The organism is Vibrio sp. 10N.247.310.24, assembly GCF_041467175.1.
Lineage (GTDB): Bacteria > Pseudomonadota > Gammaproteobacteria > Enterobacterales > Vibrionaceae > Vibrio > Vibrio tasmaniensis_A.
Genome location: NZ_JBFSUD010000005.1, coordinates 92,030 through 116,843 on the forward strand (window position 1 = coordinate 92,030; position 24,814 = coordinate 116,843).

General features: G+C 44.2%; 22 protein-coding genes. 4 read left to right on the forward strand and 18 right to left on the reverse strand.

Annotation, left to right across the window (positions count from 1 at the left end; all coding sequences use genetic code 11):
• Nucleotides 1-17 precede the first annotated feature (17 nt).
• Nucleotides 18-812 carry a YggN family protein gene (locus AB6E08_RS02955; protein WP_372159647.1) on the forward strand — a complete coding sequence of 265 codons (795 nt, stop codon included), beginning with the start codon at nt 18-20 and terminating at the stop codon, nt 810-812.
• A gap of 274 nt (nt 813-1,086) precedes the next feature.
• Nucleotides 1,087-2,448, forward strand: coding sequence for a sodium-dependent transporter (locus tag AB6E08_RS02960; protein WP_372064262.1), 1,362 nt, complete (start codon nt 1,087-1,089; stop codon nt 2,446-2,448).
• A 207-nt stretch (nt 2,449-2,655) separates the two neighbouring features.
• Here the strand turns inward: AB6E08_RS02960 and lipA are convergent, their stop codons facing one another.
• The 12 genes from lipA to leuS all read right to left on the reverse strand — a co-directional run bounded on the left by lipA (nt 2,656) and on the right by leuS (nt 15,419).
• Complete coding sequence (gene lipA / locus AB6E08_RS02965) at nt 2,656-3,621, reverse strand: lipoyl synthase (protein ID WP_004735240.1); 966 nt, start codon at nt 3,619-3,621, stop codon at nt 2,656-2,658.
• Nucleotides 3,622-3,625: 4 nt separating this feature from the next.
• Complete coding sequence (gene lipB / locus AB6E08_RS02970) at nt 3,626-4,285, reverse strand: lipoyl(octanoyl) transferase LipB (protein ID WP_372064259.1); 660 nt, start codon at nt 4,283-4,285, stop codon at nt 3,626-3,628.
• A gap of 195 nt (nt 4,286-4,480) precedes the next feature.
• The gene (gene ybeD / locus AB6E08_RS02975; RefSeq protein ID WP_372064257.1) at nt 4,481-4,756 is read right to left on the reverse strand and encodes a DUF493 family protein YbeD; all 276 of its coding nucleotides are present in this window, start codon (nt 4,754-4,756) and stop codon (nt 4,481-4,483) included.
• A 235-nt stretch (nt 4,757-4,991) separates the two neighbouring features.
• The gene (locus AB6E08_RS02980) at nt 4,992-6,173 is read right to left on the reverse strand and encodes a serine hydrolase (RefSeq protein ID WP_017079939.1); all 1,182 of its coding nucleotides are present in this window, start codon (nt 6,171-6,173) and stop codon (nt 4,992-4,994) included.
• A 93-nt stretch (nt 6,174-6,266) separates the two neighbouring features.
• Nucleotides 6,267-7,106 (reverse strand): septal ring lytic transglycosylase RlpA family protein, encoded by an 840-nt coding sequence (locus AB6E08_RS02985; RefSeq protein WP_102538522.1) that lies wholly within the window; start codon nt 7,104-7,106, stop codon nt 6,267-6,269.
• A gap of 3 nt (nt 7,107-7,109) precedes the next feature.
• Nucleotides 7,110-8,231 carry a rod shape-determining protein RodA gene (gene rodA, locus AB6E08_RS02990; protein WP_004735244.1) on the reverse strand — a complete coding sequence of 374 codons (1,122 nt, stop codon included), beginning with the start codon at nt 8,229-8,231 and terminating at the stop codon, nt 7,110-7,112.
• Nucleotides 8,231-10,123, reverse strand: a complete 1,893-nt coding sequence (mrdA, locus tag AB6E08_RS02995; RefSeq protein ID WP_372064254.1) for a penicillin-binding protein 2 — start codon at nt 10,121-10,123, stop codon at nt 8,231-8,233. The genes rodA and mrdA overlap by 1 nt, the downstream gene beginning before the upstream one ends.
• A gap of 6 nt (nt 10,124-10,129) precedes the next feature.
• Nucleotides 10,130-10,600 carry a 23S rRNA (pseudouridine(1915)-N(3))-methyltransferase RlmH gene (gene rlmH, locus AB6E08_RS03000; RefSeq protein WP_004735246.1) on the reverse strand — a complete coding sequence of 157 codons (471 nt, stop codon included), beginning with the start codon at nt 10,598-10,600 and terminating at the stop codon, nt 10,130-10,132.
• A 3-nt stretch (nt 10,601-10,603) separates the two neighbouring features.
• Nucleotides 10,604-10,921, reverse strand: coding sequence for a ribosome silencing factor (gene rsfS / locus AB6E08_RS03005; RefSeq protein WP_372064252.1), 318 nt, complete (start codon nt 10,919-10,921; stop codon nt 10,604-10,606).
• Between the two features lie 64 nt (nt 10,922-10,985).
• The gene (holA, locus tag AB6E08_RS03010) at nt 10,986-12,011 is read right to left on the reverse strand and encodes a DNA polymerase III subunit delta (protein ID WP_372064250.1); all 1,026 of its coding nucleotides are present in this window, start codon (nt 12,009-12,011) and stop codon (nt 10,986-10,988) included.
• 9 nt (nt 12,012-12,020) lie between these two features.
• Complete coding sequence (gene lptE / locus AB6E08_RS03015) at nt 12,021-12,662, reverse strand: LPS assembly lipoprotein LptE (RefSeq protein WP_372064248.1); 642 nt, start codon at nt 12,660-12,662, stop codon at nt 12,021-12,023.
• A gap of 180 nt (nt 12,663-12,842) precedes the next feature.
• Nucleotides 12,843-15,419, reverse strand: coding sequence for a leucine--tRNA ligase (gene leuS / locus AB6E08_RS03020; protein WP_372064246.1), 2,577 nt, complete (start codon nt 15,417-15,419; stop codon nt 12,843-12,845).
• 263 nt (nt 15,420-15,682) lie between these two features.
• Here leuS and AB6E08_RS03025 point away from each other — a divergent pair, with 263 nt between their 5' ends.
• Entirely contained in the window at nt 15,683-16,153 is a 471-nt protein-coding gene (locus AB6E08_RS03025; protein WP_017101915.1) for a zinc ribbon-containing protein, read from the forward strand.
• A gap of 91 nt (nt 16,154-16,244) precedes the next feature.
• Here the strand turns inward: AB6E08_RS03025 and lnt are convergent, their stop codons facing one another.
• From lnt to miaB, 5 genes are all read right to left on the reverse strand, one after another.
• Nucleotides 16,245-17,762: an apolipoprotein N-acyltransferase gene (lnt, locus tag AB6E08_RS03030; RefSeq protein ID WP_017101916.1), complete on the reverse strand. Its 1,518-nt coding sequence runs from the start codon at nt 17,760-17,762 to the stop codon at nt 16,245-16,247.
• Between the two features lie 32 nt (nt 17,763-17,794).
• Entirely contained in the window at nt 17,795-18,685 is an 891-nt protein-coding gene (gene corC, locus AB6E08_RS03035; RefSeq protein WP_012603382.1) for a CNNM family magnesium/cobalt transport protein CorC, read from the reverse strand.
• 120 nt (nt 18,686-18,805) lie between these two features.
• Nucleotides 18,806-19,267 carry an rRNA maturation RNase YbeY gene (gene ybeY, locus AB6E08_RS03040; RefSeq protein ID WP_017101917.1) on the reverse strand — a complete coding sequence of 154 codons (462 nt, stop codon included), beginning with the start codon at nt 19,265-19,267 and terminating at the stop codon, nt 18,806-18,808.
• Entirely contained in the window at nt 19,268-20,389 is a 1,122-nt protein-coding gene (locus AB6E08_RS03045; RefSeq protein WP_017101918.1) for a PhoH family protein, read from the reverse strand.
• Between the two features lie 163 nt (nt 20,390-20,552).
• Nucleotides 20,553-21,977, reverse strand: a complete 1,425-nt coding sequence (gene miaB / locus AB6E08_RS03050; protein WP_017101919.1) for a tRNA (N6-isopentenyl adenosine(37)-C2)-methylthiotransferase MiaB — start codon at nt 21,975-21,977, stop codon at nt 20,553-20,555.
• A gap of 308 nt (nt 21,978-22,285) precedes the next feature.
• Between miaB and AB6E08_RS03055 the strand changes: the two genes are divergently transcribed.
• Complete coding sequence (locus tag AB6E08_RS03055) at nt 22,286-23,461, forward strand: 2-octaprenyl-3-methyl-6-methoxy-1,4-benzoquinol hydroxylase (RefSeq protein ID WP_017101920.1); 1,176 nt, start codon at nt 22,286-22,288, stop codon at nt 23,459-23,461.
• 101 nt (nt 23,462-23,562) lie between these two features.
• On the opposite strand, the gene AB6E08_RS03060 is transcribed toward AB6E08_RS03055, so the two are convergent.
• Entirely contained in the window at nt 23,563-24,603 is a 1,041-nt protein-coding gene (locus tag AB6E08_RS03060; protein ID WP_017101921.1) for a lactonase family protein, read from the reverse strand.
• Between the last annotated feature and the right edge of the window lie 211 nt (nt 24,604-24,814).

Sequence of the window (24,814 nt, forward strand, 5' to 3'; positions counted from 1 at the left end):
TGAAAAACAATGTATTTATGAAAAACAAAATATTTATTAAAAACAAAATATTTATTAAAAACAATGTATTAATCGCATCGTTAACAGCGGTAATCTCTTTTGTGAGCCTGCCAACTTTTGCTGCTCAGTGTCGAGTTGATTTGAAAAATGAATTGCGAATCGATGACCAAAAAGTCGAAATCCATCAAGTGAATGGTGATACTGCCGTTTTCGATGGCAACAACGACTTATATATCCATGGTGAGAAGGTTGAGCTTGATGCCGACCAACAAGCGGCGATTGAAAAATACCGCGAAAGCATGAGTGAGTACTTACCACGAGCGAAACAAATGGCGAACGATAGCCTAGCTTTAGCGAATGACGTGATTGATGATATTGCGGCTAGCCTAGATTCACCGGAATCATTTGATAACGTAAAAGAATCAATGAAAACCTACTTTGCTGAACTGGAAGCGCGTTACTACAAAGATGGCGAGTTAGTGTTACCAGCAGAAAGCTTTGATTCGATGGCCAATGGTTGGTCTGAAGATTTCGAGAAGGCGAAAGAAATCTTTAATCAAGAATTTATCTCCAGCGCTTTTAATGCGATGTCAGAAAAAATGAAACAAGATGGTGGTTTAAACCTTACCGAATTGGCTGATAGCATGGCTGAATTAAAGCTTAAAGTTGAAGAGCGAATGAAAGAACACTCTCAACAAGTGCAAGAGGAAGCGAACGAGTTCTGTGACTCACTTGATGAGATGGCAGAACAAGAGCAAGAGCTGCATGAAATCATTCCGAACTTAAAAGATTACCAAGTATTTACTATCTAGCCTGAGTTTCAGATTCTTTAGAAGAGCACCGATTGGTGCTCTTTTTTTATGGGTTAAATAAGCTAACAATTAACTTAGGAATGCCTCTCAGTAGACTGATTAATCGCTGTCTTGGTTTTATGTGGTCAGTTAGTCTGGGGAATTGTTAATAATTTGGTTTTAAATACTAAATGGATTGTAAAAATTAGAGAATTGTTCATTTATTGGTTGTACCTATCATTGCTTTTTATTACCGTACTTCTCAACTAGTTTACTGATTTTTAATGCGGGCGATATGGACCAACAATCTTCCTCTTCAAGAGAGCACTTTAGCTCTCGTTTGGGTTTTATTTTAGCAGCGGCGGGTGCAGCGGTTGGCTTAGGTAATATTTGGGGTTTCCCAACTCAAGTTGCCAGTAACGGTGGTGGCGCTTTTCTCTTAGTCTATTTGATCATGATCTTCGTGGTCGCTTTCCCAATGCTGGTGGTTGAGATGGCCATTGGTCGTCACGGCCAAGCAAATCCTGTCGATAGCATGCGTTCTTTGACGACGAACCCTTTGGGTAAGAAAGTCGGTGAGTTTGTCGGTTGGGTCGGATTGAGTGTGCCAAGCGCCGTGTTGGCATTTTATAGTATCGTTGGTGGTTGGTTGATCTGCTTCCTCATTGGTGCTGTCGCTGATCTGATGGGGCTAGAGGCTGCTGCTGATTGGTTTAAAGGCTTCAGTGTTGAGCGAAATGTATTTGGCACTGTCGCATTCTATGTGCTGACTATCTTGATTGTTCAGGGCGGTGTTAAGCAAGGTATCGAGAAATGGTCGACTCGTTTGATGCCTGCGCTATTTGTTTTATTTGGCTTATTGTTTGTTTACATCATGACGCAATCTGGCGCGATGGAAGGCCTAAAACACTACTTGGTTCCGGATTTTGAAAAAGTTTGGGATAGAAAATTGATTTTGGCAGCAATGGGGCAAGGCTTTTTCTCGCTAACCATTGGTGGTTGCTCGATGTTGGTTTATGGCTCTTACTTGAGTAAGAAAGAGAACCTGCCCAAAATGGCAATGAACGTTACCTTAGTTGATACCGCTGTCGCTTTTATTGCGGGTTTAGTCGTGATGCCTGCAATGTTTGTTGCGATGCAGAAAGGGGTACAAATCTATGCGGAAGATGGCTCACTATTAAGTTCTGATACGCTTGTATTTACGGTTCTGCCGTTGATGTTTGATAGCTTAGGCGTGCTTGGTCAGATCTTCGCGATTGTTTTCTTCTTATTGCTAACGATTGCCGCACTGACTTCATCGATTTCGATGCTTGAAGGCCCTGTAGCACTAGTGAGCGAGCGTTTTAACACTAGACGAACGCCTACGAGCTGGGTAATTGGTAGTGTTATCGCGTTGTTTAGTGTGGTGATTGTTTACAACTTTGCCGCGATGTTTGGCATGGTTGCGATGATAGCGACTCAGTACCTTCAACCGGTCGCAGCACTGATGTTCTGCGTGTTTGGTGGTTGGGTATGGAGTCGAGCTTCTAAGGTGAAAGAGCTTGAGCAAGGTTGCCCTGACTTCCAATTGGGTTGGTTTGGTAAGGTTTGGCCAATATATGTGAAGTTTGTGTGTCCAATCCTAGTCGCAACGGTTATCTGGGCATCTTTCGGCTAACGCTGAACCCTATCTGGACTCTCTGAACCTAAACCCTCAGAAGAACTTGAAACGTTAAGCACAAAGCCACTCATAAAGAGTGGCTTTGTTGTTTTTATATAAAGCTATAGTGGCATGAAATATAGCGCTTAGTTGCACGAACAAGATAGAAAAAAGGCGCTGAACATAATAGTCAGCGCCTTCACGTTTCTAGTTAAGCAATCGTGATTACTTAATTTCCATACCTTGAGCCTGTAAGTCTGCATGGTAAGAAGAACGTACAAACGGACCACAAGCGGCGTGAGTGAAGCCTAGCTCTAGAGCAATCTCTTTCAGCTCATCGAACTCAGAAGGCGGCACGTAGCGTTCTACTGGTAAATGGTGACGGCTTGGTGCTAGGTATTGGCCTAGTGTCAGCATCGTTACACCATGTTCACGAAGGTCTTTCAGTACTTGAACGATCTCTTCTTTCGTCTCACCAAGGCCCATCATCACCCCTGATTTTGTTGGGATAGTTGGGTGCTGTTCTTTGAATTTCTTCAATAGATCAAGAGACCATTTGTAGTTCGCACCTGGACGCGCTTTGCGGTATAGACGCGGCGCTGTCTCTAGGTTGTGGTTGAAAACATCTGGCGGGTTGTCTTTCATTAGATCAAGCGCTACGTCCATACGACCACGGAAGTCTGGTACCAGCGTTTCGATACGAATATTTGGGTTTTGTTCGCGAATTTCACGGTTACAGTCAGCAAAGTGTTGAGCCCCGCCGTCACGCAAGTCATCACGGTCAACTGAAGTGATTACTACGTACTTCAGTTTCATGTCTTTAATCGTCTTAGCCAGTTTCTTCGGCTCTTCTGCTTCAGGAGCAACAGGGCGACCATGGGCAACATCACAGAACGGGCAGCGACGAGTACAGATAGCGCCAAGAATCATAAACGTTGCCGTGCCGTGGTTAAAACACTCGGCTAGGTTAGGGCAAGACGCTTCTTCACAAACTGAGTGCAGGTTGTTCTTGCGCATTGCTGATTTGATTTCTTGAATACGATGGCTGTCTGAAGGAAGTTTAATCTTCATCCATGCAGGCTTACGTAGAACTTCTTTCTGTTCAGCAGGCATATTCTTTACGGGAATTAATGCCATTTTGTCAGCGTCACGATATTTAACGCCTTTTTCCATTTGGATTGGTTTGCTCATGATTTTATGCTTCTGCTGTAATGTTACTGGTGGCTTGAATGTCTACTTGGTCATAGCCGAGTAGCTCTACGAGCTCTTGTATTAACTGTTGCTCAACGTTTTCTAGTTCACTTGGCCCGCCTAGCTGGCTTACTTGTGCCATTTTCATACCTTGATAACCACATGGGTTAATACGTAGGAATGGAGACAGGTCCATATCGACGTTGAGTGCTAACCCGTGGAACGAGCAGCCACGTCGAATACGTAATCCGAGTGAACAGATTTTCTTGCCATCGACATAAACACCAGGAGCGTCAGGTCGGGCAGTTGAATTTATATTGTAAGCTTTCAGAGTATTGATTACGAGGTTCTCGATATGAGTCACTAAATCACGTACTCCGAATTTTTTGCGGCGGATGTTAATCAAAAAGTAAGCGACTAACTGACCTGGGCCATGGTAAGTCACTTGGCCACCGCGATCGCTTTGAATTACAGGAATGTCACCAGCATTTAATACATGCTCGGCTTTGCCTGCTTGTCCTTGAGTGAAGACAGGGTTGTGTTCAACCAACCAAACTTGGTCTACGTCTTCTTCTGTGCGTTCGTCTGTGAACTTATGCATGGCTTTCCATACAGGTTCGTAATCCTGACGGCCTAATTTTTTTACGATTAGCTTATTTTGCAAAGCTGCACTCCCTCAAGGATTAATAAAGTGAACGCATTATAAACGCGAAACAGGTTTCTAACTACAGACGGACTGCAAGGTTTTTCAACTTTCTTTGTATTTATTGAAAATTAAGTTGAATGAATTTGACCTAGATAGGGTGCTTCAAACAAAAACAGCGGCAATAAGCCGCTGTTTTTCATGTGTAATCGGAGATTACAGAACCATACGAACGATTTCGATCTCGCCCAGTTCTTTATATAGCATTTCTACTTGCTCAATTGAAGTCGCTGTAATATTGATAGAAACAGAGTGGTAGTTACCTTTCGCACTCGGTTTTAGCGTTGGGCTGTAGTCACCAGGAGCATGACGCTGGATCACTTCTAGCACTAGCTCAGTAAGTTCTGGCTTTGCATAGCCCATTACTTTGTAAGTGAATGAACAAGGGAACTCTAAGAGATCTTTTAGTTTTGCATCAGAATTGATGTTCATGAATAGCTCCAAAAGGCTAGACTCTCGCAAATTGGCGAAATGTCGATAAAAAGCGTGTTCGGTCAACAGACACGAGTAATAGGGCGGAATATTACGTGTAAATATCACTGAACTCAAGATCAACAAAAGCCGCACATGGCGGCTTTTGTGTCGTCAATGAGTAAATAATGAACTTACTCATTGAGTTAGCTTTGCACTGAGCTTGTGTATTGCTCAGTGCAAACCTTTGACTGGTTTAGAATAAACCCTTAAACAGCAATACTAGGTAGTCCCATAGACGGCTAAATAAGCTGCCTTGGTCTACATCTTCAAGTGCAAGTAGTGGGTATTCAGCAACGTCTTCACCATCAACTTGGTAGAACAGTTTACCGACAACATCGCCTTTGCTAATTGGTGCTTCCAGTTCCTTTTCAAGAACGAAGCTAGCCTTTAGGTTCTTCGCTTGGCCACGAGGTAGGGTAACGAAAGTATCTTCGTCGACACCTAGTGCAACTGTATCCTTGCTACCCATCCAGATCTTCTCTTCTACGAAGGTTTCACCGGCTGTGTGTGGCGCCACTGTTTCGAAGAAACGGAAGCCGTAGCTCAGTAGCTTTTTGCTTTCTGTTTTACGAGCGTTAGCATTTTTAGTTCCCATCACAACAGCAACTAGGCGCATTTTGCCTTCGGTTGCTGAGCTTACTAGGCTATAACCTGCCTTGCTTGTATGGCCCGTTTTGATGCCATCAACGTTCATGCTCTTATCCCATAACAGACCGTTACGGTTGTACTGGGTGATGCCGTTGTAAGTGAATTTTTTCTCTGAGTAGATACGGTACTCATCAGGAACATCGCGAATCAGCGCCTGACCAAGTAGCGCCATATCATAAGGTGTTGAGTATAGATTCGGGTTGTCTAGACCGTGCACGTTAGCAAAGTGCGTGTCTTTCATGCCGATAGAGCTTGCCCATGCGTTCATTAGGTCAACGAATGCATCTTCAGAACCAGCAATATGCTCAGCCATTGCAACAGTAGCATCGTTGCCTGATTGAATGATGATGCCACGGTTCAGTTCTTCCACTTTAACCGTTGTGCCCACTTCAATGAACATTTTCGATGAATCTGGGAAGTTTTTAGCCCAAGCATTTTCACTGATTACAACATCGTCGTTTAGATTGATGTTGCCACGTTCTAGCTCTTGGCCGATCACGTAGCTTGTCATCATCTTGGTTAAACTTGCTGGAGAAAGTTGAGTGTTCATCTCTTTCTCTGCTAGTACTTTGCCTGAATGGTAATCCATCAGAACAAAACCTTTAGCGGCGATTTGCGGTGCATCAGGGACTACAATTGGAGCGGCGAATGACGATGTAGCTATCGTTGCAGAAAGGGCAACAGAAGTAGCAAAAATCGATTTAACAAGTTTATTAGATTTAATCATTTTGAATGCAATTATTTGGTGAACTATTCATATATTAACAGAATCACTCTGTCACACCAGAGCGCTGATTACCAGAAGTAACTGTTAGATTAATTAGCGGGTTAGTGTGTGTTTTTTTATATAAGCTGACGGGTAACCCATTAGCTTAACTTGTTCTAATTTCTCTTGAGTCAGAGCATAGTCATGAAATGGCCCAAGCATCAGACGGTAGTTATCGTCATTTGGCTGCAAGAACGTTGCTACAGCTAGTTTTTCGCCTAGATCTTTAGCTAACTTCTCGGTCCTATCTTCATGTGGAGAGGTGGCGACCTGAATAATAAATTGAGGCAAAGCGGCTTTTTTATTCGCGTCGGTTGGCATCGCCACGGTGATGACTTCTATCTCAACATTTGCGGTGCCTGTTCTCAAGACATCGAGCTTGTAAGCTGCTGCATAACTAAGGTCAATGATTCGGCCTTCGTGGAATGGGCCTCGGTCATTGATACGAACAATCGTCGTTTTATTGTTATCGGTATTCGTCACTTTTACATAGCTCGGAATCGGCAATGTTTTGTGTGCTGCAGACATGGAATACATGTCGTAGATCTCGCCATTTGAGGTTAAATGGCCGTGAAATTTCTTACCGTACCAAGATGCTTTTCCTTTCTCGGTAAACCCTTCGGTTTTTTTTACGATCTTGTAGTCTTCACCACGCAGAGTGTAATTAGTGTTACCACCTAAGCTGTAAGGTTCATACTGCGGGTGAGCGTCTTCTAAGTGCTCCACCGATATAGGTGCATCCGGTGCAATATCTGAATCAATATCGTAGCGGCCGGCTGGCTTTTGTGAAGAACAGCCGTTGATTAAAATCGCTAAGCCTAGGATAGAGGCTATTTTTTTGATTGGCAGCTCATCAACCAAAGATGCTTTTCTTTGAAATATTGCAATAGACATCGATTAGGTCGCCTTTGAGAATGCTTTTCTGTGTGTATGGATCGACATTAAAATGCCAAAACCAGCCATAAGGGTAACCATTGAAGTACCGCCATAGCTAACGAGAGGTAGAGGAACACCAACCACGGGTAGAATACCGCTTACCATGCCAATGTTTACAAAGATATAAACGAAGAAGCTCAGTACAATACTGCCACCCATCATTCGACCAAATGCCGTTTGAGCTTGGCTCGCGAGCACTAAACCCCGTCCAATAATGAATAGGTAGATAGCAAGCAAGAACAAAATACCAATCATGCCCCATTCTTCGGCAATTACCGCAAAAATGAAGTCAGTGTGGCGCTCTGGAATGAATTCTAATTGAGATTGAGTACCTTGTAGCCAACCTTTTCCTGATACACCACCAGAACCTATCGCAATCTTACTTTGAATGATGTGGTAGCCCGCACCTAATGGATCTGATTCAGGATCAAAAAGGGTTCTTACTCGTACTTTTTGATATTCACGCATCAAGAAGAACCATAATATTGGGATAAATGCCCCTAACGCTATGGCGGCACTAGCAATGATTTTCCAACTTATACCAGCCAGGAATATTACGAAGATACCGGATGCGGCGATAAGAATGGATGTCCCCAAGTCGGGTTGCTTAGCGATTAAAATGGTAGGTACAAACACCATCACTAGCGAGATCGCTAATGTTTGAAAGGTTGGCGGCAGTGATCGTTTACCGATAAATCGAGCCAGCATCAAAGGTACCGCAAGCTTTAATAGTTCAGAGGGTTGGAATCGAACAAAACCGAAATTTAACCAACGTTGGGCACCCTTAGATGCCTCACCAAAGAACAACACGCCCAAGAGTAAGATGACACCACCTGCAAACAGCAGCGGGGCCAAGGTTTCATAGGTACGAGGCGAAAGTTGCGCTAAGAAGATCATGACACCTAAAGACAGCACCATACGCATTGCTTGGCGATCCATCATCGCAAGGCTTTGTCCGCTGGCGCTGTACATGATCAATAAGGCAAAGCCCATCAACACCAGAATACCGAGCAGTAATGGAAGATCGATATGGAGCCTTTCAAACAAGGCTCTATTTCGTCCAGTAGAAGGATCAAGTTTCATTATTTTGTTGCCTTACTTTCATCTTCTTCAGCGAGAATAATATGGTCTAATATTTTTCTAACGACAGGGCCGCCATTTGATGAGCCACCCCCTGCGTTTTCTAATACGATAGTCACAACCGCTTCTGGATCTTCAAAAGGAGCATAACCAGTAAAGAGTGCATGATCGCGTAAATGCTCTGCGATTTCGTCCGCGTTGTATTCTTCGTCTTCTTTGAGACCGAATACTTGCGCAGTTCCTGATTTACCAGCGGTTTGGTAAGACATCTTTTGGAATGAACGTCTTGCTGTACCTTTCTTTCCGTGGTTTACCAGTCTCATGCCTTCTTGCGCGATATCCCAGTATTTCTGCTTAACACCAGTGATTGGAGGATAAGTTTCGATCTCTGATACCGTTTGGTCATCGAATGGCTGACCATTATCGATCGTCGCACGTAATAGGTGAGGCGCTGTTACTTCACCTTCGTTGACCAATACAGACGTGGCTTTTGCGATTTGCATCGGTGTTGCCGTCCAATAGCCTTGTCCGATACCAACAGGGATGGTGTCACCTTGGTACCAAGGCACACGGTGTCTTGCCATTTTCCATTCGCGAGTTGGCATGTTGGCTTTACTTTCTTCGTAAATATCAATGCCTGTATAGTCACCAAAGCCGAATAGCATCATCCATTGAGATAAACGGTCGATACCTAGATCAAAGGAGATTTGGTAGAAGAAGGTATCAACTGATTCTTCAATCGCTTTCTCTATATCAACAACACCGTGTCCCCAACGTAACCAGTCGCGAAACGGCTTGGTTTTAGAGTTAGGTATTTTCCAATAGCCTGGATCATTACGCGTTGTATTCGGTGTAATCACACCTTCTTGTAGAGCAGCAACGGCAATAAACGGTTTGATCGTTGAAGCTGGTGGATAAATGCCCAATGTGGCACGGTTAACCAAAGGTCGATCTTTATTTTGTAGTAGGGCGTTATAACCTTTAGAGGAGATACCATGTACAAATGCATTCGGGTCGTAGCTTGGGCTAGACACCATCGCTAACACGCCATTGTCTTTCGGATCGAGAACGACGGCAGAGCCACGGCGTCCATCGAGCAGTTTGTGCACATATAGTTGAAGATTGATATCTAAGTTAAGTACGATATCTTTGCCCGGAACCGAAGGGACAAATTTTAGAGTGCGGATTACTCGTCCTCGGCTGTTCACTTCGACTTCTTGATAGCCAGCGGTACCGTGAAGCATGTCTTCGTAGTAGCGCTCAATACCAAGTTTACCGATGTCGCGAGTGGCTTGATAATTGGCGTCTTTCTCTTCTCGTACTAAGCGCTGCATATCACGGTCATTAATGCGCGATACATAGCCAATAACGTGAGTCAGTACATCACCATACGGATAAAAACGTTTTAATGTGCCTGTTACCTCAACCCCCGGAAACTTATGCTGGTTTACAGAGAATACCGCAACTTGCTCTTTGCTGAGCTGATTTAGAATAGGTACTGACTTGAAGCGTCGTGAATGGCGGCGATCACGATTAAAACGCTCGATACGTTCAGGTGGAATCTCGATGAACGTTTGTAGACGGACGAGCGTGTCATCCATATCTTTGATTTTTTCGGGCGTAATTTCTAGGTTGAAAACTGGGCGGTTTTCGGCAAGAAGTACACCGTTGCGATCGTAAATCAAACCACGGTTAGGCGCGATGGGAACGACCTTGATACGGTTGTCGTTAGAGCGGGTTTTATAGTCCTGATATTGGTTGACCTGAATGTTGTACAGGTTAACAACCAACATCGACATCATGACTATGATCCCCGCAAACGCAACAAAAGCACGACTAGTAAATAGTCGTGCTTCTGCTTTGTAATCACGGATTTGGCTACGTTTACGTAACATTAACGCTTATTCTCGATGATAAGGGTGGTTAGCAGTGATGCTCCAAGCTCTATACAAGCTTTCAGCCATGATAACGCGTACTAATGGGTGAGGGAGAGTAAGCGCCGATAGAGACCAGCTTTGGTCTGCAGCCGCTTTACACGCAGGTGCTAATCCTTCAGGCCCGCCAATAAGGATAGAAACGTCGCGTCCATCCAACTTCCAACTTTCCAATTGCTCTGCCAGTTGTGGGGTATCCCACTTTTTACCTGGGATATCAAGCGTGACAATGCGGTTGCCTTTTGGCACTGCTGCCAACATTGCTTCGCCTTCTTTTTGAAGAATACGTGCAATATCAGCATTTTTACCACGTTTTCCCGCAGTGATCTCAATGAGTTCTAATGGCATATCATGAGGGAAGCGGCGTTTATATTCTTTAAAGCCTTCTTCAACCCACTTTGGCATTTTTGTACCAACTGCGATTAACTGGATCTTCAACGCTTAGCCCCAAAGTTTTTCTAGTTGGTACAGCTCACGATGTTCTTTTTGCATAACATGAAGCATGCTTGTTCCCATATCTAGAACAACCCATTCACCTTCTTGCTGCCCGTCCATGCCTAGTGGTTGCATACCAGCTTTACGCACTTCATCGGCAACGTGTTGTGCGATAGAAGCAACATGGCGCTTAGAGGTGCCAGTACAAACAATCATGTAATCAGTAACACTTGATTTGCCTTCTACATCGATAGTAACAATCGATTCTGCTTTCATGTCGTCAGCTTTGTCTGCAAGAAAATCTTTTAGTTCTTCACGTAACACTGGGTGTTCCTTTAATCTGAATTTAGCTTTTTAGGATCTGTTGACCCTAGAATATACCACGCTTTTATGCGTGAAATGGGATTGAAGCTGAAGGGATACAAAACTCTACGCTTAACTGATGAATTAGTGGCCAAGGCGACTGTTCATATTGAGTTTTTGTCATCAACTCAGCTTGAGTCAGCAACGCAAACAACGAATGTAATTGAGAAATCGAAACTCTTGTTAGCGCAGCGTTATAAAGAGGCTTTTTAGATTGCCAGATACGGTGTTTTTCGAATACTTGGCCGATCGGCATCTGTTTCATTTGTTGCTGCATTTGTAATAGCAAGGCAAGTTCACGTTGTATGCTACGCAGCAAAATGACTGGCTCTACACCTTCAGCTTCCAGTTGTCTTAGAATTCGTTGTGCACGATTACCTTTTCCAGCCAGTAACGCGTCACTCCAATGGAAGGGAGTAAAGTGGTTGTGGCGGCTCAGTGATTCTTCCAAGCGTACTAGGGTAAGTTTTCCGTCCGGGTATTGGAGCGCTAGCTTTTCTAGGCTTTGAGTGAGAGCAAATAGGTTACCCTCGTGCCACTGTGCCAGCATTTGAATCGCTTCAGGGTCTGGATATAAGCCAATTCGACGGCAGCGCGCTTGGACAAGCTGAGGTAAGCGACTGACATCTGGCGTTAGGCAACTGACCCAGTGACCCTGATTAGACAGTGCTTTAAACCATTTAGCACTTTCTTGAGCCTTGGTTAGCTTCGTGCCAATCAAGACTAACAGAATATCGCTGTGGATATGCTCTGAGATTGCCAGTAGCTCTTTGGCTATTGCAGCATTGACTCCTGATTCCGGCAGCTCAAGCTCGATGATTTGACGGCTAGAGAACAGGCTTAATGCTTGAGTACAGTCATAGACTTGATTCCAGTCCAGACTGTTATCAATAGCAAAGCGGTGACGTTCATCAAAGCCTTGCTGTTTTGCAACCTTTTGAATCGCTTCTCGACTCTCTTGTAACAGCAGAGGCTCGTTACCGAAAATGAGGTAAACATTACTTAGCTGTTTAACAAGTTGCTCTGATAAGCGGTCAGCAAAAATACGCATCAAATAAACCTATTGTTCAGCTGATTCGACGGGCTCTGTCGTTTCCGTAGAACTTGGATCTATTTCGACGTTCTTGATGTTGTATTGTTTCTCAAGCTCTTTCACTTGAACGTGTTCAAGCTGGTCTAGGTTCATACTATCAGCTGCAATGTTCGCTTTTAGTCGAGCCATCTGACGAAGGATTTGGCTTGTTGCTAACTTGCGCATCTCATCTTCGATCATGTCGCGCTCAACAGATTTTGCTAATGCAGTTAACGGGTTGTCTAGGTAACTACGGGTTACGCTCGTTGAGAATGTCTTTGAGCCTAACTCAGGAATCGTGACGCGGTATGATGCGTTGAGCGTCAGTTCTTTTTCTGCTGCACGAGTATTCTGGTAAAGGGACAGAGTTCGCTCACTAACGCTTTCGCTAATAATATGTAAATTAGGTGTGTTCTCAGTGGGTGGCACAATTTCTACATCATTCATACGTAGCTGACCTTTCATCATACGTGTAAACGTACTGTATTGGTCGTAACTGGTCACAGAGATCTTGTTGAGTTCTTCTGGTACAGAATAGTCACCACGTAAGTGGAAACCACAGGCACTCAGTAGACTAACGGTTAAAACAACAACAGTAACTTTCAATGAAGATAGTGAAATCAGGCGCATTATTTGATGGCTCTCATGAAGGTAGAATACTTATTTAAAGGCTTTAGAGCTTTCGAATCGTAGGACTCTGGGTCTAAAGCACTTAAATAAGTAGACAGGGCAATGTCGCACCCTGTCTAAAGACTGCTTTTGATGAATTAAGTTCGTTAATTCTTTAGCAATTGTACTGTGCTAACGAAATTAGTTAGCAACGATGTTTAGAAGCTTGCCTGGTACGAAGATAACTTTACGGATAGTTAAGCCATCTAGGAATTTCTTAGCGTTCTCATCGTTTAGACCAAGTTCACGAACTTGCTCTTCTGTTGCATCAGCTGCAACTGTTAGTTTCGCTCGTAGCTTACCGTTGATCATGACAACGATAGTCTTCTCGTCTTCAACTAGCGCTTTCTCGTCAAACGTTGGCCATGTTGCTGAATCTACGTTTGATTCACCAAGAGCAATCCACATTTCGTAAGAGATGTGTGGAGTCATTGGGTAAAGCATGCGAACTACTGCTTTTAGCGCTTCATCAAGGATTGCACGATCTTGTACAGATTCTTGAGGTGCTTTCGCTAGCTTGTTCATCAGTTCCATGATTGCAGCGATGGCTGTGTTGAACGTTTGGCGACGGCCGATATCGTCCGTTACTTTCGCGATAGTCTTGTGGATATCACGACGAAGTGCTTTCTGGTCACCAGATAGCGCAGAAGCGTCAACAGCTTCAGCCGCACCCTTAGCAGAGTGAGCGTGAACCAGTTTCCAAACACGCTTAAGGAAGCGGTTTGCGCCTTCAACGCCAGACTCTTGCCACTCAAGCGTCATGTCTGCAGGCGATGCAAACATCATGAATAGACGTACTGTATCAGCGCCGTACTTGTCTACCATCTCTTGTGGGTCGATACCGTTGTTCTTCGACTTAGACATTTTGATCATGCCTGAGTGCTCAACGTCGCGACCTTGGTTGTCGACAGCTTTTTCAATGCGACCTTTTGCGTCACGGTCGATAGTCACGTCAGTTGGAGCAATCCACTCTTTCGTGCCTTTCTCGTTCGTGTGATAGAACGCGTCAGCCAGAACCATGCCTTGACATAGAAGCTGCTTGAACGGTTCATCAGATGTCACGTAACCCGCATCGCGAAGAAGCTTGTGGAAGAAACGAGAGTAAAGCAGGTGCATACAAGCGTGCTCGATACCACCAACGTATTGGTCAACTGGCAACCAGTAGTTTGCTTTCTCTGGATCTAGAATGTCATCAGCTTGTGGTGAACAGTAACGTGCGTAGTACCATGAAGACTCCATGAACGTATCGAACGTGTCAGTCTCACGTAGAGCTGGTTCGCCGTTGAATGTTGTTTCAGCCCAAGACTTATCTGCCTTGATTGGGCTAGTTACGCCATCCATTACCACGTTTTCTGGAAGAATGACTGGCAGTTGGTCTGCTGGTACTGGGTGAACTTCACCGTCTTCAGTGGTTACCATTGGGATTGGAGCACCCCAGTAACGTTGACGAGAAACGCCCCAGTCACGTAGACGGAAGTTTACAGTCTTCTTACCTTTGCCTTCAGCTTCAAGTTTCGCAGCGATTGCATCGAATGCTTCTTGGAACGCAAGGCCATCGAATTCGCCAGAATCGAACAGTACACCTTTCTCAGTGTAAGCCGCTTCAGACACATCTAGCTCAGAACCGTCTTCAGGTTTGATTACTGGGATGATATCGATGCCGTACTTAGTTGCGAATTCGTAGTCACGTTGATCGTGAGCAGGAACCGCCATTACAGCTCCTGTGCCGTAATCCATAAGAACGAAGTTAGCTACGTAAACAGGAACAACACGACCGTTAAGAGGGTGGATAGCTGTTAGGCCAGTATCCATACCTTTCTTTTCCATCGTTGCGAGTTCAGCTTCAGCCACCTTGGTGTTACGACATTCTTCAACGAATGCTGCAAGATCAGGGTTGTTCTGTGATGCTTTCTCTGCAAGAGGGTGACCTGCAGCGATACCAACATAAGAAACACCCATTAGTGTATCAGGACGTGTTGTGTACACTTCTAATGGCGCTTCTTCACCGTTAACAGCGAAAGATAGCTCAACACCTTCAGAGCGGCCGATCCAGTTGCGCTGCATGGTCTTAACCATTTCAGGCCAACCTTCAAGGTTGTCTAGATCGTCTAGTAGCTCTTGAGCGTACTCAGTGATTTTAATGAACCACTGTGGGATTTTCTTTTGTTCTACCGGAGTATCACAACGCCAGCAGCAACCGTCTTCTACTTGCTCGTTTGCAAGAACCGTTTGGTCGTTTGGACACCAGTTAACAGAAGATGTCTTCTTGTAAACTAGGCCTTGTTCGTAAAGCTTCGTGAAGAACTCTTGTTCCCAACGGTAGTACTCAGGCGTACACGTTGCGAATTCACGTTTCCAGTCGTAACCAAAGCCTAAAAGCTTAAGCTGGTTTTTCATGTATTCGATGTTTTCGTAAGTCCACGGAGCAGGCGCTGTGTTGTTTTTTACAGCTGCGTTTTCTGCTGGTAGGCCGAATGCATCCCAACCGATTGGCTGCATTACGTTTTTGCCTTGTAGACGTTGGAAACGAGATACCACATCACCGATGGTGTAGTTACGCACGTGACCCATGTGCAGTCGGCCACTTGGGTACGGGAACATAGAAAGACAGTAGAATTTTTCTTTGTTTGGGTCTTCACTTACAACGAAAGTCTCGCTGTTATCCCAGTGTTGTTGAACCTTTTGTTCAATCTCTTGCGGGTTATATTGTTCTTGCATCGATGGTATCCGGTTATCTTGGAATTTGTGAGTTCGGTTAGAACAGAATCTTACAGATCGTCATAGAATACCTAAAGGAGCCTAGTACAACAATAGTTATACCCTTCATACTTGCAGTTGCTGCCTAGTAGATGGCGTAATTTTCACTGAATTTCGCAGGGCAACTATACTTAAGAGTATGAATTGCATTTGTTTGTGAGCGGGAGTGCATTGCGGCACATCCGTTTGCCCGCGTAAAAGTTGGTTATCTTAAGGAGGTTGTTATGCCGAAGAAAAAAGCACTCTATGAAGAAGTGGTTGAAGAGGTCATCGAAACGCTGAAGCATAGTCCTGAAGAGCTTAACAACAAAATAGAAACGTCAGGTAAGTATGCGAAAGCAGCCAATGACATGACCAAAGACGAGCTGTCGTTGATTTCCGCTTACGTGAAGTCAGATTTAAAAGAGTTTTCCGAAAGCTATGAAGAGAGTAAAGGTGGTCCGTTCTATTTGATGATTGCAGACTCTATTTGGCAAGGGCTGTTGGATATTACTGATCGTACTAAGGTGGAATGGGTTGAACTGTTCCAAGATTTAGAGCATCAGGGCTTATATCAAGCGGGAGAAGTCATTGGGTTAGGTACTTTGGTATGTGACGAGTGTGGTCATCAAACCGAATATAACCATCCAACCAATATCATTCCATGCATTAAATGTGGTTCTAAAGGGTTTAGTCGTAAAGCCCTTAAACCGTAAGCTTCCGAACTATAGCGCTATCAATGTTAAACCACAGCAATAAAAAAGGGTTGACTCAATCAGTCAACCCTCTAATCACTTTTCTTCGAATCTAGCTCTTTGGCTTTCTAATTACCCAACCCATCACCAAACTGAGCAACGTCCAGATGTACAGTGGCCAAGTACCAACTGTGTGATAAGGCGTTTGACCATCCGTTGAAATGAGTTCAGCTTTTAATACGGCCGTTTCAAACTGAGGCACTTGTTTGATGATGTTGCCTTTATAATCGGTAACAGCCGTCACACCATTGTTGGTAGAGCGAATAAGCGGCTTACCAAGCTCTAGAGCACGCATCTGTGCAATTTCCATATGTTGCAATGGCCCAATCGAACGACCAAACCACGCATCGTTAGAGAGCGTTAGAATAAAGTCAGTTTCATCTGTTACGTTTTGTCTAACTTGATCATTAAATATGATCTCATAACACAACGCAGGCGCTAGATGACGACCATTTGCTACGATGTTTGGTTGAACAAAGTCGCCACGGCTAAATGATGACATTGGCAAGTTAAAGAACGGTGCTAATGGGCGCAAGATATCTTCAAACGGAACAAACTCACCAAACGGTAACAAATGGTGTTTATGATAGCGCTCGTCTGGATCGTAGCTGTACTCACCATATGGATTCACACCAAGTGAAAGAACACTGTTGTAGTACTTCTTATCTTCAGATTGATTCAGCACGCCAGTGATGATCGAGCTGTTGTTCATCTTGGCTGCACTGTCTATGTTGCGTAGGAAAGATGGAATCTCAACTTCGAATGCTGGAATAGCCGCTTCAGGCCAGATGATGATATCGGCATCCCAGTTTTCTCTGCTTAGGTCGGTGTACTTCATCATGGTTGGCCAGCGATGACTCGGCAGCCATTTGCTGTCTTGATCGACGTTGCCTTGTATTAAGACGACTGACGTAGTTTTTTCCGGGTTCGGCGTGACCCAATCGATGTTGCGAATACCAAAACCGGTGCTAAATACGACGGCAGGAATGATAGCGATACTCCAGGCCCGGTTAACAATCGCATAAGCGAATGCAGAGGCTGAAACAATGATCGCTAGAGTTACTAACTCGACGCCGCCAATCGGTGCAAATGAACCTAGTGGCGAATCGATTTGGCTGTAGCCTAACCAAAGCCAAGGGAAGCCCGTCATTACCCAGCCACGTAGCCAATCACTGATTAACCACAATGCAGGAGCTGCAAGGAAAAAGCGGCTTAGGTTATTAGCAGGGAAGAACTTGTTCAAACTCCAGGTAAATAGACCCGAATAAACGGCTAGGTAGCCAACAAGCAATGCCATCAAAAATAGGTTGGCAGCCAGTGGCATGCCGCCAAAACCATCAATGCTGACGTATACCCAGCTGATACCTGTCGTGAATTGACCTAAACCCCATGCGTAGCCAATCCAAAGCGCACTCTTAGGAGAGCGGTTGTGGATCAGTAACAGCAACAAAGCTGGGCTGAGAATAGCAAGAGGCCATATAGAGTATGGAGCGAATGAAAGGGTGGTTATAGCGCCAACAAAAACGGCCGCAAGCGGCCGTAATAGGCGATGAATAAAGGTCTTAGTCATCTAATTTCTGTCATCTCTTTAGAGAGAAGTTGTTATTCTTCGATAGTAGGAAGAGGCTGTTCGTCAGGAATGGTTACCTGTAACTGAATCACACGACGGTTATCTGCAGACGTAATTTTGAAATGGTAGTTTTCGATTTCTACAATTTCGCCACGAACTGGCAGGTGACCGAGTGCTGTCATCACCATACCGCCTACGGTATCCACTTCATCGTCACTAAAGGCAGTGTTAAACGTATCGTTGAACTCTTCAATAGTGGTTAAAGCTTTTACAGAGAAGGTATGCTTACTCAGCTTGCGAATATCTAGCTCTTCTTCATCGTCGAACTCGTCTTCAATTTCACCAACGATTTCTTCGAGGATATCTTCAATGGTTACCAGGCCAGAAACTCCGCCAAACTCATCGACAACGATAGACATGTGGTAACGCTCTTCTTGGAATTCCTTAAGCAGGCGATCAACTCGCTTACTTTCAGGAACAACCACGACAGGGCGAATCACTTGCTCGATATCAAATGGGGCACTTTCTGAACCCAAATACTTAAGTAGGTCCTTCGCTAATAGAATGCCTTCAACATGGTCTTTATCTTCACTGATCACTGGGTAGCGAGAGTGTTGAGCATCAGTAATAAGCGCAATCAATGTATCTAAATCATCGGTGCGTTCAACTGTAACCATTTGAGAGCGAGGCAGCATGATATCGCGTACTCGCATCTCTGAAATTTCCATGACACCCTCGAGCATGTCGCGCGTGTCGTGGTCAATGAGGTCATTAATTTCTGAGTCGCGGATTACATCTACGAGCTCTTGGCGATCTTTTACTTCACCTTGAAATAGTTGGCCTAGGCGTTCAAAGAAGGACTTTCTACTCGGACCTTCAGATTTTTTACTTCCCTCAGAAGTGGGGGGGTTACCTTCGTTCATGATTTCTCAAAAAATAACGCTATCAGAAGTGTGATAGCACACGTTACAACTCAGATTCCTGCGAAAATCACAGGTTCGATGAGTTATTGTTTCTCTGCAACCTACTTTACTAGAATCGATTTACTTTTCTAGAATATACGGGTCTTCAAACCCCATAGTTTGCATGATTTCTGTTTCGAGTGACTCCATCTCTTCAGCTTCATCATCTTCGATATGATCATAACCTAGCAGATGCAGACTGCCATGTACAACCATATGAGCCCAGTGTGCTAGCAGAGGCTTACTTTGCTCTTCTGCTTCTTTTTCGACAACTTGGCGGCAAATAATGAGGTCACCCAGTAGATCTAATTCCACTCCTGGTGGTGCTTCAAATGGGAAAGACAGCACGTTAGTTGGCTTATCTTTTCCACGATAGTCATGATTGAGCTGGTGGCTTTCTTGTGTATCAACAATACGAACCGTCAACTCGGCACTCTCTTGAAACTGAGGGATTGTCTTATCCAACCAAAGCTGAATATCTTGCTCGGTTGGAAGACCTTGCTCATTTTCGACCGCTATTTGCAGGTCTAGTTCAATAGACATCTATTTATCACCTTGTTCTGCAATGACAGAGCTATTTTGTGTTGCTAATTGTATCGTAACTGCTTGTTGAGCCTCAAGAAGCTTGGCCTCGCGCTCTTCACGCTTACGTTGTTCAAACTCTTTGCGCTCTTTCTGGTCTTTTGCTTCCCACTTCTCGTACGCGTTGACGATACGAGCAACGACAGGGTGACGAACGACGTCTTCAGACATGAAGAAGTTAAAGCTAATATCATCCACTTCACTGAGCACTTCAGTTGCATGACGTAGGCCTGATTTTGCACCACGAGGTAAATCGATTTGCGTAATATCACCTGTGATCACAGCGCGAGAGTTAAAACCGATACGGGTTAAGAACATTTTCATCTGCTCTACCGTGGTGTTTTGGCTCTCATCAAGAATGATAAACGCATCATTCAATGTACGACCACGCATGTAAGCCAGTGGAGCAACTTCAATCACGTTACGTTCAATCAGCTTCTCAACTCGCTCAAAGCCAAGCATTTCAAACAGTGCATCGTAAAGCGGACGCAAATATGGGTCTACTTTTTGGCTTAAATCACCCGGTAGGAAACCAAGCTTCTCACCAGCTTCAACAGCAGGACGAGTCAGTAGGATTCGACGAACTTCTTGACGTTCAAGTGCATCAACCGCAGCCGCAACAGCTAAGTATGTTTTACCAGTACCAGCAGGTCCAATACCAAAAGTGATGTCATGAGTGACCATGTTCATTAGGTATTGTGCTTGGTTTGGCGTGCGAGGCTTGATGACGCCTTTTTTAGTCTTAATGGTCACTTCTTTGCCGTAGTCGATTTCAGACTCGACGTGTTGCTCCAAAATACCAGACTCAGTGACGGCCAGATGCACTTGCTCTGGTTCGATATTGATTATGTTGCCTTTAACTGGAGCCGTTTCAACATAGAGGTGTTTGATGATGTCTAAAGCGGCGGCTGTAGTGTGAGGCTTACCGACAATCGTGAAAAAGTTGCTACGGTAATTAATCTCAACGCCCAGACGACGCTCAAGATGCTTGATGTTGTCGTCAAATGGACCGCATAAACTTGCCAAGCGCTTGTTGTCTGCTGGCTCTAGATTTATCTCTAAGGTAACGATTTTATTGCTCAAATTAGCCTCTCATTTTGTGCCACTTACTCTTAAATATAAAAAAGAGCAAAAAGCCCGATTTAGACCGGGCTTTTGATGGTGATATCCCTATTTCTAAGATGGTCACTTAGTTAGGTAATTTCAAGCTTTGTGTTTGCGCTTTGTGCTCAAACAGTTGTATTGCCTATGGCGTAAATGTCGCTACACCTAGCTCGTCTTCACGTTTTGTTTTTTCCATCATTTCTGCTGGAGTCATTACAACGCGTAGACCCATGTCTTTTTCTGTGCGAACTAGCTCACCACGTAGTGAGTTAGTGTAAACCTCAGTGATCTTCACATCTACAAACTGACCGATTAGGTCTGCAGAACCTTCGAAGTTCACAACACGGCTGTTTTCAGTACGGCCACGCAGTTCCATGAGATTCTTTCTTGATGGACCTTCAACAAGAATACGCTGCTCTGTGCCTAGCATTAGACGAGAGAAACGCATAGCTTGTGTGTTTACTGTTTGTTGCAGTTCGTACAGACGATCTTTTTTCTCTTGTGCTGGTACATCACATGGGTAATCTGCCGCTGGCGTACCTGGACGTGGAGAGAAAACAAAGCTGAAGCTCATATCGAAATCAACTTCTTTAATTAGCTTCATTGTATCTTGGAAGTCTTGCTTAGACTCACCAGGGAAACCAACAATAAAGTCAGAGCTGATTTGAATGTCAGGACGAGCTTTACGCAGTTTACGGATAATAGATTTGTACTCGATAGCCGTATGTGGACGCTTCATCATCGTAAGAATACGGTCACTACCACTTTGTACTGGTAGGTGAAGGAAGCTCACTAGTTCAGGGGTATCTTTGTAAACTTCAATGATGTCGTCACCAAACTCAAGCGGGTGGCTTGTTGTGAAACGAATACGGTCGATACCGTCGATAGACGCAACTAGGCGAAGGAGCTCTGCAAATGTGCAGATGTCACCTTCGTGAGTAGGGCCTCGGAATGCGTTTACGTTTTGGCCTAGCAGGTTTACTTCACGTACGCCTTGCTCTGCAAGTTGTGCAACTTCGAATAGCACATCATCCATTGGACGACTAACTTCTTCGCCACGAGTATATGGAACAACGCAGTAAGTACAGTACTTAGAACAACCTTCCATGATAGAAACGTAGGCTGTTGCGCCGTCTGCTTTTGGCTCTGGCAGGTTATCGAACTTTTCGATCTCTGGGAAAGAGATGTCCATTACTGGCTTTTCGTTAGACAGTGATGACTTAATCATCTCTGGTAAACGGTGTAATGTTTGTGGGCCAAAGATAACGTCTACGTAAGGTGCACGTTGACGAATGTGATCACCTTCTTGAGTCGCTACACAGCCACCCACACAGATCACCACACCTTCTTTTTTATCTTTAAGCGTTTTCCAACGACCAAGCTGGTGGAATACTTTTTCTTGCGCTTTTTCGCGGATAGAACAAGTATTCAATAGTAGTACGTCTGCTTCCTCAGGTACTTCAGTTAGCTCATAGCCATTTGCAGCGTTAAGCAGGTCGGCCATTTTTGATGAATCATATTCATTCATCTGACAGCCCCAAGTTTTAATTAGCAGTTTCTTACTCATTATATGTTCGCTCGATCGTTAGTTTAATTTAAGGGAGCAAATCGCCCATTATTCATCCGCTAGCTCCGTTCGTCATAATTCGGTATTCAATTTTATGACAGGCTCTAGCGGCAAGCGGCGTATTGTACTGGTTTCAAAACCGACTGACTAGTAGTCTGAACAAATCTCTTATGTAGTGGTTTTTATTATCGTTAACGCCATATGCCATAAGGGATAACCCTTCTTTCGAATAAGGTTTTTGGTTACAAGTTCGTTATGAAAAAGTACAATCAAAAACAGTCAAAGAATCAAACTGATAAGTACAAAATATGAACAGTTACGATATTGTAGTCGTCGGTGGCGGCATGGTTGGTGCAGCAACAGCAATCGGTTTTGCAAAGCAAGGTCTGAGTGTTGCGGTGATCGAAGGTTTTGCCCCACAAGCTTTTGATGAGTCGCAAGCGATGGACATTCGTGTGTCAGCGATTTCTCAAGCATCGGTCGATTTGCTTGAAGATCTTGGTGCATGGCAAAGTATTGCAGCGATGCGCGTCTGTTCTTACAAGCGATTGGAAACTTGGGAACACCCAGAGTGTCGTACTCGGTTTGATGCTGCATCTCTTGATTTACCTCGTTTAGGTTACATCGTTGAGAATCGATTAATCCAATTGGGTTTATGGGCTCAGTTTGATGCCTACAACAATCTCGAACTGTTATGTCCAGAAAAGCTCGATGAGATTGAGTTTGGTGAAACCAATATAGTCAAGCTTCAGTCGGGTACTCAGTTGTCAGCGAAGTGGGTGGTTGGCGCTGATGGCGCAAATTCAGCCGTCCGTCAGCAAGCAGGGATTGGTATTACGGCTTGGGGTTACCGACAGCACTGCATGCTTATCAACGTAGAAACAGAACAGCCTCAGCAAGATATTACTTGGCAGCAATTTTTACCAAGTGGTCCTCGTTCATTTTTGCCTTTGTGTTCTCTAGTCTCTGACGATCAAGAAGTCGGGCAGGGCTCGTTAGTTTGGTATGATTCTCCACGGCGTATTAAGCAACTGTCAGCAATGCCCCCTGAAAAACTACGTAATGAAGTACTTACTCACTTTCCTAAAGAGTTAGGTGATATCAAAGTTTTGAACTCGGGTTCTTTTCCTCTGACACGACGTCATGCTCAATCATACTCAAAGAATAACTGTATTTTAGTCGGAGACTCTGCACATACGATTAACCCTCTAGCAGGGCAGGGTGTTAACTTGGGTTTTAAAGATGTGGCAGCACTATTGGATATCACCCAAGAGAAAGGTGAATTGAATCAATCAGTGGCGAGACGCTATGAAGTGATCAGAAGAGGTGACAATCTAATGATGCAAAGTAGCATGGACTTTTTCTACAAAACGTTTAGCAATGACATTGGCCCACTTAAGTTTGTGCGTAATGCTGCACTAAAGCTAGCAGAAAACTCAGGGCCGATTAAATCACAGGTACTTAAATACGCTTTAGGGTTGTGATTGGTTAGTCCAAATTATTGAGTTATAAAAAGAAGGAGAGCTGAGGCTTTCCTTTTTTGATTTCGTGATAGTGCTTAGTGCTTAGTGCTTAGTGCTTAATACTATTGCGTTACACACACAGGTGCATCGATGGCTAAAGAGCATCCAGTATAGGTGAGGGAGCCATCTTCAATATCTCGTTTGAATGATGTGAGGTTGTTGGAATGCTGGTTTGCGGCGATAAGCCATTGCCCGTCTTTAGTGATATGAAAGTCGCGAGGGAACTTACCTTCAACATCGTAACTATCCATAAAAATGAGCTTTTGAGTGACGGAGTCTATTCTAAAACAACTGATTCTGGATTGATGTCGGCAAGACACATAAAGGAATTGCTCATCTGGCGATAGCTTAATCGCAGCTGCGGCTTCTCCTTTCTCCATATTTGCTAATGCATCAACCTCTTCCACAATACTCCACACCCCTAAAGACTTTTCCAAAATCAATATCGTTTCAGAGAGCTCACACACCACATAGGCTCTATCTTCGGCTTGGTTAAAGATTAGGTGACGAGGTCCATTCCCTGCCCGCACTTTGATAGATTGCATTGGTTCATCAAGGAACTCTTCTTGCTCTTCGTCAAAGCAATAGAAGTTGATTCGATCGGCTCCGAGATCGACGGTGACAAACTGCGGAGAGTTCTTTAGGAAAAGGCTTTGATGTGCATGTGGGCCTGTTTGTCTTTCTGCATTAGGTCCAGAACCAACCATTTTGAGTGTTTTGAGCCGTTTATCGATATTGCCATTGATACTTAAACTAAAGATATCGAATGTCCCTGATGAATATTGCGATGTAATAGCAAACTTATTGTGGGGATCTATCGTGATATGACAAGGGTGATCTCCTGAGATTGGTCCAGTATTTGACGCTATTGTTGAATCAGAATTCGGTATATGAATCAGTTGTGGTTGCATCTTTTGGTCAACTTCAGAAGCTGTGTAGACCCCCAGCTTTGTCGTGGTAATAAACGAGGGGTTAGTGCAGGCCGCTATAAGCTCTAAAGGCAACAGCGTTCCCGTTTCTAGATCTAACTGAGTTTGATATACACCTTGGCTATTACTTGGAGAATCTGTGTAGCAACCGATCGTTAAAGGGAGGGTTTTCATAGGCAGTCATACTCAGTTAGGAAATGGAGCAGACATTGTCTAATAAAATTGTAGTAAAAGTGAGGTTATAGGAGAGAATACTTGGTGACTTGGCTTGCAGATTTACATATTCCAGATAAAACAAAACCCAGCTAAAAAGCTGGGTTCCATTCAATGATGGTGCGGTCGGAGAGACTTGAACTCTCACACCTCTCGGCGCCAGAACCTAAAT